Origin of the sequence: Pseudomonas sp. NY15374 (assembly GCF_048068255.1) — a bacterium.
GTDB lineage: Bacteria > Pseudomonadota > Gammaproteobacteria > Pseudomonadales > Pseudomonadaceae > Aquipseudomonas > Aquipseudomonas machongensis.
In genome coordinates this window covers 281265-293736 of the sequence record NZ_JBLUPZ010000006.1, presented here as the reverse complement: position 1 = coordinate 293736, position 12472 = coordinate 281265, and the positions used below count along the sequence as shown (strand labels likewise).

Annotated in this window: 9 protein-coding genes; 7 read left to right on the top strand and 2 right to left on the bottom strand. The window is 65.1% G+C overall.

Annotation, left to right across the window (positions count from 1 at the left end):
* Positions 1-84 precede the first annotated feature (84 nt).
* Together ACNFHO_RS15275 and ACNFHO_RS15270 are read left to right on the top strand one after the other, a co-directional pair.
* Positions 85-264 carry a hypothetical protein gene (locus tag ACNFHO_RS15275; RefSeq protein WP_054892350.1) on the top strand — a complete coding sequence of 60 codons (180 nt, stop codon included), beginning with the start codon at positions 85-87 and terminating at the stop codon, positions 262-264.
* 75 nt (positions 265-339) lie between these two features.
* On the top strand, positions 340-717 hold the full coding sequence (locus tag ACNFHO_RS15270) for a glycine zipper domain-containing protein (RefSeq protein ID WP_054892351.1): 378 nt from the start codon (positions 340-342) through the stop codon (positions 715-717).
* A gap of 196 nt (positions 718-913) precedes the next feature.
* Here the strand turns inward: ACNFHO_RS15270 and zwf are convergent, their stop codons facing one another.
* Both zwf and gnd read right to left on the bottom strand, forming a co-directional pair.
* The gene (zwf, locus tag ACNFHO_RS15265; RefSeq protein WP_112897931.1) at positions 914-2419 is read right to left on the bottom strand and encodes a glucose-6-phosphate dehydrogenase; all 1506 of its coding nucleotides are present in this window, start codon (positions 2417-2419) and stop codon (positions 914-916) included.
* Positions 2416-3444, bottom strand: coding sequence for a phosphogluconate dehydrogenase (NAD(+)-dependent, decarboxylating) (gene gnd, locus ACNFHO_RS15260; protein ID WP_416766800.1), 1029 nt, complete (start codon positions 3442-3444; stop codon positions 2416-2418). Before gnd ends, zwf begins: the two co-directional genes overlap by 4 nt.
* A gap of 160 nt (positions 3445-3604) precedes the next feature.
* Between gnd and ACNFHO_RS15255 the strand changes: the two genes are divergently transcribed.
* From ACNFHO_RS15255 to ACNFHO_RS15235, 5 genes are all read left to right on the top strand, one after another.
* Complete coding sequence (locus ACNFHO_RS15255) at positions 3605-3772, top strand: DUF6026 family protein (protein ID WP_226938273.1); 168 nt, start codon at positions 3605-3607, stop codon at positions 3770-3772.
* Between the two features lie 536 nt (positions 3773-4308).
* A complete protein-coding gene (gene glgA, locus ACNFHO_RS15250; protein ID WP_054892354.1) occupies positions 4309-5868 on the top strand; it encodes a glycogen synthase GlgA in 1560 nt (519 codons plus the stop codon).
* A gap of 15 nt (positions 5869-5883) precedes the next feature.
* Entirely contained in the window at positions 5884-7626 is a 1743-nt protein-coding gene (gene treZ, locus ACNFHO_RS15245) for a malto-oligosyltrehalose trehalohydrolase (RefSeq protein WP_416766773.1), read from the top strand.
* On the top strand, positions 7623-9692 hold the full coding sequence (gene malQ, locus ACNFHO_RS15240) for a 4-alpha-glucanotransferase (protein ID WP_416766772.1): 2070 nt from the start codon (positions 7623-7625) through the stop codon (positions 9690-9692). The genes treZ and malQ overlap by 4 nt, the downstream gene beginning before the upstream one ends.
* Positions 9689-12463 (top strand): malto-oligosyltrehalose synthase, encoded by a 2775-nt coding sequence (locus tag ACNFHO_RS15235; RefSeq protein ID WP_416766771.1) that lies wholly within the window; start codon positions 9689-9691, stop codon positions 12461-12463. The genes malQ and ACNFHO_RS15235 overlap by 4 nt, the downstream gene beginning before the upstream one ends.
* Positions 12464-12472 lie beyond the last annotated feature (9 nt).

The window sequence follows — 12472 nt, the reverse complement described above, 5'->3', positions numbered from 1 at the left end:
TGGTGCCACTTTGAAACCAAATGAATCCTCACCGGTCTCAGCAGTTGTCCCGTAAACCGTTGCGGATCAAGGATTTCCATCGCCATGCCACGCCTTGCCAGTTTTTCGCTGATCGCCGCTGTCGTGCTGCTCGCCGGTTGCCACAGCCATCGTCACCATGATGACGATGGCTGGCGTGACGGCGACCGCGATCGTCACCGTCATCATCACCGCGATGATCGCGATGACGACGATCGCCGCTACCGTGACCGTTATTACCGCTGAAGCGTCTCTCCAATCCCTGTCCGCCGCACACCTGCGGCATCCAATCCTGATGATTCCTTCGAGGTTCATGAAATCATGCGTCTGACTCTGCCTTCCCTCGCCCTGGGCCTGCTGCTGTGCCAGGGAGCGTTCGCCGGTGACGGTACCGCAGCCATTGGTGGCGGCCTGGGTGGCGCCTTGGGCAACGTCGTCGGCAAGCAGATCGGCGGCAGCACGGGCGCCGCCATCGGCGCAGGCCTGGGTGGCGCAGCCGGCAGCGCCGTTGGCGCACGCAAGGGCAACCGCACCGAAGCGGCCATCGGCGGTGGCCTGGGTTCGGCCGGCGGCTCGCTGGTGGGCGCCAAACTGGGCGGCAGCAATGGCTCGACCATCGGCGCAGGCCTTGGCGGCGCGGCCGGTGGTGCGATCGGCAACCACCTGGGCGACAAGAACAAGAAGCACCGTCGCCACTGATTGACGCACTCGCCTGCAGGAGCAACTGCCCTGCGGGAGCAACTGTCTTGTCCAAAATCTAAAGACCAGCCCAATCCCCTGTGGGAGCGGGCTTGTCCCGCGAACACGGGCGTAGCCCGTGCCAGGCAGCGCGGTGTCTTTTTCGCGAGTAAACCCGCTCCCACAGGGATTGGGCTGGCCTCTACTCAGCCGTCTTTCAGCCCAGACGGTGCCACTCGCGCTTGTCCCGGCTCAGCAATTCATTGCCGGCCTCGGGCCCATCCTCCCCCGCCTCGTACTCGTGCACTTCGCCACCACTGGCCCAGGCGTCGAGGAAAGGCTGTACCGCACGCCAACCATTCTCGATATTGTCGGCCCGCTGGAACAACGTCTGGTCTCCGGTCAGGCAGTCGTAGATCAAGGTTTCGTAACCGGTCGCCGGGGTCATCTTGAAGAAGTCCTTGTAGGCAAAACCCAGCTCGACGTTCTCCATCACCAGTTCAGGCCCGGGGCGTTTGGCCTGTAGATCGAACCACATGCCTTCATTGGGCTGAATCTGAATCTTCAGGTAGTTGGGCTTGGGCCGCTCCAGCTCCGACTCGCGAAACTGCGCGTAAGGTGCAGGCTTGAAGCAGATGGCGATTTCGGTGTCGCGCACGCTCATGCGCTTGCCGGTGCGCAGGTAGAACGGCACGCCCGCCCAGCGCCAGTTGTCGATCATCACCTTCAGCGCGACGTAGGTTTCGGTGCTGCTGTGCGCGTCGACATTGGGCTCCTGGCGATAACCGGCCAGCCGCTTGCGGCCCTGCTTGCCCGCCACGTACTGCCCCCGCACCGAGTTCTTCAGCGCCATTTTCTGCGACCATGGGCGGATGGCACCGATCACCTTGGCTTTCTCGCCCCTCACAGCGTCAGCGCCGAAGGCCGCCGGTGGCTCCATGGCGACCATCGCCAGCAACTGGAACAGATGGTTGGGCACCATGTCACGCAAGGCACCGGTATTGTCGTAGAACGCGCCACGCGTCTCGACCCCGACGGTCTCGGCGGCGGTGATCTGCACGTGATCGATGTAGTGGTTGTTCCAGAACGATTCGAACAGGCCATTGGAGAAGCGGCTGACCAGAATGTTCTGCACCGTTTCCTTGCCCAGGTAATGGTCGATGCGATAGATCTGCCGCTCGCTCATCACCTTGAGCAGGCAAGCGTTGAGCGCCTCGGCGCTGGCAAGATCGGTACCGAATGGCTTTTCCACCACCACCCGGCGAAAGCCGCCCGCAGACTCGTCGAGCAGGCCCGCCTCGCCCAGGCGCTGGGCCACCTCGGGAAAGAAACGCGGCGAAGTGGCCAGGTAGAAGATGGCGTTGCCGTGACGGGTCTTGGCGATGCGCTTGCCGATCTCCGAATAGGTCGCAGGGTCCAGGAAGTCGCCGGTCTGGTAGTCCAGACGCTTGGCCAGGCGCGACCACAGCCCTTCGTCCAGGCACTTGCCTGCGCCCTCGCCGCCCTTGTCGCGCTCGATCATGAAGTCGTGCAGGCGCTCGGCGAACTGCTCGGCGCTGGCCTGGTTATGGTCGACTCCGACAATACGCAGGTTGCGGTCCAGCAAACCGTCACGGCTGAGGTTGTACAGCGCCGGCATCAGCAGACGCTTGACCAGGTCGCCATTGGCGCCGAACAGGAACAGCGTGCAAGGCGGCGCGGCGGGAATCGTCTGTTTGCTCATGAACCCTTCTTCTCGACATGGCCACCGAAGCCCAGGCGCATGGCAGACAACACCTTGTCGCCGAAGGTGCCTTGCTGCTGGCGTGAGCGGAAACGGGCAAACAACGCGCTGGACAACACCGGCACCGGTACCGCCTGCTCGACTGCCGCATCGATGGTCCAGCGCCCTTCACCACTGTCGGACACCGAACCGCTGAACTGGGCCAGTTGCGGATCGGCGACCAGCGCATCGGCGGTGAGGTCGAGCAGCCAGGAGGTCACCACACTGCCACGCCGCCAGACTTCGGCGATCTCCGCCACATTCAGGTCGAAACGCTGGTCCTCGGGCAACTCGGTGCCGCCCTTGCTGCGCAGCAGGTCGAAACCTTCGGCATAAGCCTGCATCAAGCCGTACTCGATACCGTTGTGCACCATCTTCACATAGTGCCCGGCACCGGGCGGGCCGGCGTGAATGTAGCCATGCTCGGCACGCCCATGCTCACCCGTGCGGCCCTGGGTGCGCGCAATGTCACCCACGCCCGGCGCCAGCGCCTTGAACAGCGGCTCCAGCCGTTCGAACACGTCCTTTTCGCCGCCGATCATCATGCAGTAGCCCCGCTCCAGGCCCCAGACACCACCGGACGTGCCTACGTCCAGATAGTGCAGGCCACGCGTTGACAACTGGGCGGCGCGGCGCATGTCATCCTTGTAGAAGGTGTTGCCGCCATCGATGATCGCATCGCCTGGCTCGAGCAGTTCGGCGAGCTGGGTGATGGTCTGCTCGGTAGCCTCGCCCGCCGGCAGCATGACCCACACCGCCCGTGGCGCCTTGAGTTTCTGTACCAGCGCGCCGAGGTCATGGGCGCCCAGGGCGCCCTCGCTGCTCAAAGCGCTGACGGCATCACGGTTGCGATCGTGTACCACGGTCTGGTGGCCTGCGCGCATCAGCCGTCTTGCGATATTGCCGCCCATGCGGCCCAGCCCGACGATTCCCAGTTGCATGTGCCGATGCTCCCCTTGCGAAAATGGATGACGAACGCGATTCAGGTGTTCAGGTTAGTCCAGCGTACCGCACGAGGGTTCACCGACGAACGGCGTGACCACCATAAACAAAAAAGTTCCCAAGGACAGGGAAAGAATTCAGAATGCGCGCCGCACGAAGCGTCTACGCTTGTTATTGTCACCAGCCAAACTGCGAGGTGTTCTCTTGGGTACCTACATGCCTGCCACTCCCCCCCAGACCCTCTATGTCACTGTGCGACGCGACGAATTGCGCCAACTGAAGGACGAGCGCGATCAACTGCGCCAGCAGGTAGCCGAGCTGAACTTGTTGCTCGAACAGGCCCGCCTGGGCAGCAAGGCTGCCGGCCTCTGACCTTTTCGCCGCGCCGCGCTCTGCGTGCGCGGCGCCCTGCCGCCCCCTCATTACGAAAAATGCCTTCAATGGCAGTCGCCTCTCTATAAGGTCTGTCTCAGGCCACCTGGATCGCGAGCTCCCCCCCAAAGCCGGCAAACGCGCCGTTGCCGCAGCTCCAGTGCGCCAACGTTTGCGCGGATCAACGGTCATGCAAATTGTGACCAGCGGGTCATCCTTCCTACCTTTCGTCCCCTACACTGCGGATTCGGCCCGTGTTTTGCTCCGCAACCAGTGACGCAATCAAGTCGAACTTTCCAAAACACGGGTAGGTCAGGAAGTAAGTAGGCCACGCAAAGGGACTTCCTCACGCGTCAGCCCGCCCACCCCACACTGTCCAGGCGCCTGTTCGGCCGGAATGCCGCTCGCGCCGTGCCTGCGCGCACGACCATGGGGCAAGGAATGCACTACGAAGATGCTGAAAGCCAAAGCGAGAACAGATACGAGATAAACGTAACGGGTGCCACCACCCGCATGAACAAGGGATGGAGAGAAGTATGATCAGTGCCGCTGTCGAGCCTCACGCAGAATCATTCAACCTGGAAAATCGCGAGCCTGTTGCACCTGGCTTCGCCACGGCAGGCAAGGCACCCGCTACCACGCGCCGCAATAATCCGCACAAGCGCAAGGTGCTGTTCGTCACCTCCGAAATCGCCGACCTGGTCAAGACCGGCGGCCTGGGCGATGTCTCCGCAGCCCTGCCCAGGGCGCTGTCACACCTGCACGATGTGCGGGTCTTGATTCCGGGTTATCCGCAGGTGGTCGACAGCGACAACCCCATTCACATCGTCGGCGAAATCGGTGGCCATGCTGCGCTTCCGCCATGCAAGATCGGGCGCATGGACCTGCCGGATGGCCTGGTCATCTACGTGCTGATCTGCCCCGAGTTGTACGAGCGCGAAGGCACCCCATACGGTGCCAACAATGGCCGTGACTGGCCCGACAACCATATCCGTTTCGCCCGCCTGGGCCTGGCCGCCGCAGAGATCGCCGCAGGCGACGCAATGGCGCACTGGCGCCCCGATCTGGTGCACGCCCATGACTGGCCAGCCGGTCTGGCACCTGCCTACATGCACTGGCGCGGTCTGAATACGCCGACCTTGTTCACCATCCACAACCTCGCGTACCAGGGTGTCTACAGCCGAGGCTGCAGCCCGGAGCTGGCCATTCCCGACCATGCCATGCAGCAGGAAGGCATGGAATTCTACGGCAAGCTGTCATTCCTCAAGGCCGGGCTTGCCTACTCGAGCCACATCACCACGGTCAGTGCCACCTACGCCCGGGAGATCACCACGCCCGAGTTCGGCTGCGGCCTCGACGGTTTTCTTGCAAGCAAGGCCCAGCAAGGCCTGCTGGGCGGCATCCCCAATGGCATCGACGAGAGCTGGGATTCGGCCACTGACTCGCACCTGGTGCACAACTTCAGCATCAACGACTGGGAAGGCAAGGCACGCAATGCCGAGCAGGTCCGCGAGCTGTTCGGCCTGGAGCCGTCCGAAGGGCCCCTGTTCGCCGTGGTCTCGCGCCTGGTCTATCAGAAAGGCCTGGACCTGACGCTGAGCGTGGCCGACGACATCGTCCGTCAGGGCGGGCAAATCGCGATCATCGGCCGTGGCGAGCCGGAGGAAGAACAGGCCATGCGCGATCTGGCCCTGCGCCATCCGGGCCGCATCGGCGTGCGCATCGGCTTCAATGAAACCGATGCGCGGCGCATGTTCGCCGGCAGCGATTTTCTGCTGATGCCCTCGCGCTACGAGCCGTGCGGCTTGAGCCAGATGTACGCACAGCGTTTCGGCTCACTGCCGGTGGCGCGCAACACCGGCGGTCTGGCCGACACCATCGAAGATGGCGTCACGGGTTTCCTGTTCAACGAATCGAGCCCCGAGAGCTACCGCGAAGCCCTGAACCGCGCCTTCTACGTACACGGCAAGAAAGATCTGCTCAACGCCATGCGGTGCCTGTCGATGACTCAACCCTTCAACTGGTGCCAGGCGGTCGAACCCTACGCGCGCCTTTATGAGGAACTGGTCTGCCAGGCACGCAGCCGCCACTACTGAACGAGGGCTACGAAGATGCACAGGCATGGCGCACAGCAACTGGACGCCACGTCGACGCGCTTCGCCCTCTGGGCGCCGGATGCGCGCAACGTGAGCGTGGAAATCGAGCGGCAGCCGTCTGTCGAGCTGCTGCCCGAAGAGGATGGCTGGTTTATCGGCATCGCCCCCTGCCAGGCGGGTGATCGCTACCATTTCAGGATCGACGGCCACCTGCAGGTGGCCGACCCGGCGTCGCGCTACCAGCCTGACGGCGTGCACGGCCCCAGTGAAGTCGTCGATCCCCAGCGTTACGGCTGGCAGCACCCCTGGCAAGGTCGCCCATGGCACGAGGCGGTGATCCAGGAACTGCACGTGGGCCTGCTCGGCGGCTATGTTGGCGTTTCCCAGCACCTGCCACGCCTGGCGGAACTGGGCATCACCGCCATCGAGCTGATGCCGATCAACCAGTTCCCGGGCGAGCGTAACTGGGGCTACGACGGTGCCCTGCCCTTCGCTCCACACAATGTCTACGGCAGCCCGGAGCAATTGTGCGCACTCATCGACCAGGCCCATGGCCACGGGCTGATGGTGATGCTCGATGTGGTCTACAACCACTTTGGCCCTGACGGCAATTACCTGCCGCAGTACGCCAGCCGGTTCTTCCGCGCAGACCGTCAGACGCCCTGGGGCGCCGCCATCGACTTTCGCCGTGCAGAAGTGCGCGAGTTCTTCATCCAGAACGCCCTGATGTGGCTGCGCGACTACCGCATCGATGGCCTGCGCCTGGACGCCGTGCACGCCATCGACCAACCGGACTTTCTCGTCGAACTGGCCCGCCGCGTACGCGCCGCTGTCGAGCCGGGCCGCGAAGTGTGGCTGGTGCTGGAGAACGAACACAACCAAGCGGCGCTGCTCGAGCAAGGCTTCGACGCGCAGTGGAACGATGACGGCCACAACGCCCTGCACGTGCTGCTCACGGGCGAGACCGAAGGCTACTACGCCGACTACAAGCACCGTCCGATCGAACAACTGGCCCGCTGCCTGAGCGAAGGCTTCGTGTTTCAGGGCGAGCCCAACCGCCATGGCACACCCCGTGGCGAGCCCAGCGCTCACCTGCCACCGAGTGCCTTCGTACTGTTCTTGCAGAACCACGACCAGATCGGCAACCGCGCCCTGGGCGAGCGTCTCGGTCGGCTGTGTCCGCCCCAGGCGTTGCGGGCCGCCACCGGCCTGCTGCTGTTGGCGCCAATGATCCCGCTACTGTTCATGGGTGACGAAGAAGGCAGTTGCCAGCCGTTCCTGTTCTTCACCGATTTCCACGATGAACTGGCCGATGCCGTGCGCGAAGGTCGGCGCGGCGAGTTCGCTCACTTCGCAGCCTTCGCCGACCCCGAGAAGCGCGCGCACATACCTGACCCCAACGCCCTGCAGACCTTCGAAGCCTCACGCCCGGTCAACACACACGTGCTCGCTGGCTGGCACGGCCTTTATCACCAACTGCTGCACATCCGTCATCGCGAGATCGTCCCGCGCCTGGTGGGCAGCCGCGCACTGGGCGTCGAAGTGCTCGGCGACAAAGCCCTCAGCGCTCGCTGGCGACTGGGCGACGGCTGCGAGTTGCGCATCGATTTGAACCTTGGCGCATCTGCGCAGCCCATTACTTTGCCAGGCATGGATACACGCCTGTTCGACAGCAGTGACAACGCCCATCCGGACTCCACCCTGGCCGCGTACAGCTGCGTGGTCAGCCTGCTTCCCTCTCGCCTGGAGACGCCATGAGCGAAATGCCCCTGCACCGTCTCGCCGCCCGCGCGGGCCTTTCCCGCGACTGGATAGACGCCAACGATCGTCCCCAGCAGGTCTCTGACGAGGCTCTGCGCCGGGTCCTGCAAGGGCTTGGCCATCCGGCCGAGGATGACGCTGCCGTCGCGCGCAGCCTGGCCGCCCTGGAGCAGCTCGACGACAGCGAGCACCTGCCGCCACTGCTCACTGCCGACCTCGGCCAGTCGCTGGCCCTGGCACGCTGGTTCAGCCCAAACAGCCAGGTACGTTGCACCCAGGAAGACGGCAGCGTGCACGCGCTGACCCTCGACCCACTGGCACAGCTGCCCGGCGAACTGCCTATCGGCTACCACCGCCTGGAAATCGACGATCGACAGGTCACCATCGCCGTCGCGCCGCCGCGTTGCCACAGCCTGCAGGACATAAGCGAGCAATCCCCGCCACGTCGCTGGGGCCTGGCCGTGCAACTCTACAGCCTGCGCCGCCCCGGCGACGGTGGCTATGGCGACTGCCTGGCCCTGGAGCAACTGGCGCGCAGTGCGGCAGAACGAGGCGCCGATGCGCTGGCGATCAGCCCGATCCATGCGTTGTCGATGTACGACCAACAGCACTTCAGCCCCTACTCACCGTCCAGCCGCCTGTTGCTCAACACGCTCTACGCCAGCCCCTCGGTACTGCTCGGCGAGCGCGAGGTGCGCATGGCGGCCGAGGCTGCGGGCCTGACCCAGAGCCTCGAAGACCTGGAGCAGACGTCGCTGGTCGACTGGCCGCGCGCGGCCGATGTGCGGCACAAGCTGCTCAAGGCGCTGTATGCAGATTTCAGCCAGAGCGAACATCCCCTGCGCCCGGACTTCGACAGCTTTCGCCAGTCCGCTGGCCAAGCCCTGGAGCACCATTGCCATTTCGAAGTGCTGCAGGCCGAAGCCGTGGAGCAAGGCCTGGGGGCCGACTGGCGCGCATGGCCAGACGCCTGGCGCAGCCCCGAAGAGCCGGAAGTGCAGGCCATGGCGGCGGCCTATCCGGCGCGGGTGGAGTTTCATGCCTTCTGCCAATGGCTCACCGAGCGCAGCCTGCAACGCGCCCAGGATGCGGCGCGCAGCAACGGCATGGGCATCGGCTTGATCGCTGACCTGGCGGTGGGTGCCGACGGTGCCGGCAGCCAGGCCTGGAGCCGCCAGGACGAACTGCTGGCAGAACTCCAGGTCGGCGCGCCGCCCGACATCCTCAACCGCTCCGGCCAGGACTGGGGCATCTGCGCCTTCTCGCCCGAGGGCCTCAAGCGCAACGGCTACCGAGCCTTCATCGAGATGTTGCGGGCCAACCTCGCCCACGCCGGCGGCCTGCGCATCGATCATGTGATGGGGCTGCGCCGCCTGTGGCTGATCCCGCGCGGTGCCAAGCCGAGCGAAGGCGCGTACCTGAACTACCCTGTCGAAGACCTGCTGCGCCTGCTGGCACTCGAGTCGGCACGCCATCAGGCCGTGATCCTCGGCGAAGACCTCGGCACCGTACCGTCCGGGCTGCGTGAGCAAATGGCAGACAAGGGCGTGCTGGGCATGCGCGTGCTGCCGTTCGAGCAGACCTCGCCCGGCCACTTCAAGCCGATCCTCGACTGGCCCGATACCGCCCTGGCCACCACTGGCACCCACGACCTCGCCCCGCTGGCCGGGTGGCTGCGAGCACGGGACATCGACTGGAACCACCGCCTGCAACTGATCGACGCCGCCACCGAACTGCACTGGCGGCATGAGCGCGAACAGGAGATTCACGGCCTGCGCCGCAGCCTGGAAGCGAACTATGGCCCTTTGAAGGATAACGACGCCTTGATCGACACCGCCATCCGTTATGTCGGCCACACCCGCGCACCGCTCGTGCTGGTCCCGCTCGAAGACCTGCTCGGCAGCGACGAACAACCCAACCTGCCCGGCACCACCGACGGCCACCCCAACTGGCGCCGACGCTTCGCCCTGCCGGTTGCCGAACTGCTCGACGACGAAGATGCCGCACGCCGCCTGGAACTGCTGGCGCAGGCGCGCGAACAAGCCTGGGAGCGCGACCGATGAAACCCTTGACCGCCACCCAGCGCCTGCAATTTCACAGCGACTTCACCCTCGACGATGCCGTGCCACTGGTGCCCTACTTCGCCCAGTTGGGCATCAGCCACCTGTACGCGTCGCCCATACTCAAGGCCCGCGCCGGCTCCCGGCACGGCTACGACGTGGTCGATCCGACCCAGGTCAATCCCGAGCTGGGCGGCGAAGCGGCGCTGCAGCGGCTGGTGGCCGCGCTGCGCCAGCATGGCATGGGGCTGATCCTCGACACCGTGTCCAACCACATGGCCGTGGGCGGTGCCGACAACCCCTGGTGGCAGAGCCTGCTGGCCTGGGGACGGCGCAGCCCCTACGCCGAATTCTTCGATATCCAGTGGCACTCCAGCGACCCGCTGCTGGCCGGCCAGTTGCTGCTGCCGTTCCTGGGCAACGACTACGGTATCGCCCTGCAGAATGGCGAGATTCCGCTGACCTTCGACGCGGAGCAAGGGTTGCTGCAGATCGAGCACTACGAGCACCGTTTCCCGATCTGTCCGCTGGATTACGGACGGATTCTCAACCACAGCGAGGATCCTTCATTGCAGGCGCTGGCCATGCGTTTCAGTGCCCTGAGCGACTGCACCGACCCACTTTCCGAGGCCCTGCCGTTGCAGGCGGAACTGGCCCGCCTGGTACGCACCGGCGCCCACCTTGAACAGGCCCTGGCCGCCTTCGACAGCCGCAGCGAGCCTGGTTTCAAGCGCCTGCATCTGCTGCTCGAACGCCAGACCTACCGCCTGGCCAGTTGGCGCACCGCCGCCGACGACATCAACTGGCGGCGCTTTTTCGATATCAACGAGCTGGGCGGCCTGCGCGTGGAACGGGCCACGGTGTTCGAAGCGACCCACGCCAAGCTGTTCGAGCTGATCGCTCGCGGTCTGGTCGATGGCCTGCGCATCGACCATATCGACGGCCTGGCCGATCCTCGCCGCTACTGCCGCAACCTGCGCCGCCGTGTCGATCACTTGCTGGCCCTGCGTCCGCCAGAAGCGGCACTCGAACATTTCCCGATCTACGTGGAAAAGATCCTCGGTACCGACGAGCACCTGCACCAGGATTGGCTCACCGACGGCACCACCGGCTACGAGTTCATGAACCAGGTCTCGCTGCTGCAACACGACCCGGCCGGCGAAGCGCCGTTGACCGAGCTCTGGCACAACGTCAGCGAACGCCCAGCGTTCGACGAGGAAGTGCGCATCGCAAGACGCCTGGTGCTCAATGCCAGCCTGGCCGGTGACTGCGAGTCGGTGGCCCAGGCGCTGTTGCAGGTCGCCCGCGACGACCTGATGACCCGCGACCTCACCCTCGGCGCAATCCGCCGTGCCCTGCAGGCGCTGGTCGAGCACTATTCGGTGTACCGCACCTACATCAATGCCTGTGGCCGCCCTGAGCAGGATGAGGCGTTCTTCCAGCGCGCCCTGGAAGGCGCCCGGCAGTCGCTCAGCGAAGCCGACTGGCCGTTGCTCGACCACCTCGAGCGCTGGCTCGGCGGACAGCCCTGGCGCCAGTTGCCTGTCGGGCGCGCGCGCAAGCACCTGCGCCACGCGTGCGTACGCTTCCAGCAACTGACCGCACCCAGCGCCGCCAAGGCGGTCGAGGACACGGCGTTCTACCGCAGCGCACGCCTGCTCTCGCGCAACGACGTGGGCTTCGAGGCCGAGCGGTTCAGCACCACACCTGCGCAGTTCCACAACGAAGCGCAGCGCCGCCTGCGCGACTTCCCGGATAACCTGCTGGCCACTGCCACCCACGACCACAAGCGCGGCGAAGACTGTCGCGCGCGCCTGGCGGTGCTCAGTGAACACAGCCAGTGGCTCGCCAGCCGCGTAGAGCACTGGCGCGAACTGGCCGAGCCGCTGCGTGAAACCCTCGAAGACGGCCTGGCACCGAGCCCCGGCGACGAGTTGCTGCTGTTCCAGACCCTGCTCGCCAGTTGGCCGCTGGAGCTGAGCCGTGATGACCCGCAGGGCCTGGAGCACTTTGCCGAACGTGTGCGCCAGTGGCAGCAGAAAGCCCTGCGCGAAGCTAAACTGCGCAGCAGCTGGGCCGCCCCCAACGAGCGCTACGAACAGGTCTGCGCCCGCTACCTCGATGGCCTCCTGCTCGACAGCGAAAACCAGCAACTGCGTCACTCGCTCGCCGACGCCGTGGCCCGCATCGCCTGCCCGGGCGCCCTCAACGGCCTGGTCCAGTGCCTGCTGCGCATGACCACACCCGGTGTGCCCGACCTGTACCAGGGCAACGAATACTGGGACTTGAGCCTGGTCGACCCGGACAACCGCCGCCCAGTGGACTACCCGGCAAGACGTGCCAGCCTCGACGCCAGCCTGCCCGAGGCCGAACTGCTCGAACACTGGCGCGACGGGCGCATCAAGCAGGCCTTGATCGCCCGCGTGCTGGACCTGCGCCGAGCGCATCCCGAGCTGTTCCTGCGCGGTGCCTACCTGCCGCTCAACGCCCAGGGTCGCCACGCTGACAAGGTGCTGGCCTTCGCCCGACTCGGTGAGGGCGAGCGTGCCATCGTCATCGTGCCGCGGCTGGCCAGCGCCTTGCTGGGCGCAGCCCCGATACCCCTTATCCCGGCACAGAACTGGGACGATACCCGGCTGATTTTGCCGTTTGCCTTGTCGCCTGCCACTTGCAAGGGACTTTTCGCACACACCGCTGTCAGCCCTTCTAGGGAGCTGATGCTGAGCGATGTGCTGTCGGATTTTCCGCTCAACCTGTTGATTGAACATGCATGAATTTCAGGA

Bases quoted from the DNA above. Each gene is read 5' to 3' on its own strand.
- zwf (WP_112897931.1), bottom strand. From the start codon at position 2,419: ATGAGCAAACAGACGATTCCCGCCGCGCCGCCTTGCACGCTGTTCCTG.
- glgA (WP_054892354.1), top strand. From the start codon at position 4,309: ATGATCAGTGCCGCTGTCGAGCCTCACGCAGAATCATTCAACCTGGAA.
- treZ (WP_416766773.1), top strand. From the start codon at position 5,884: ATGCACAGGCATGGCGCACAGCAACTGGACGCCACGTCGACGCGCTTC.
- ACNFHO_RS15235 (WP_416766771.1), top strand. From the start codon at position 9,689: ATGAAACCCTTGACCGCCACCCAGCGCCTGCAATTTCACAGCGACTTC.
- ACNFHO_RS15270 (WP_054892351.1), top strand. From the start codon at position 340: ATGCGTCTGACTCTGCCTTCCCTCGCCCTGGGCCTGCTGCTGTGCCAG.
- malQ (WP_416766772.1), top strand. From the start codon at position 7,623: ATGAGCGAAATGCCCCTGCACCGTCTCGCCGCCCGCGCGGGCCTTTCC.
- ACNFHO_RS15275 (WP_054892350.1), top strand. From the start codon at position 85: ATGCCACGCCTTGCCAGTTTTTCGCTGATCGCCGCTGTCGTGCTGCTC.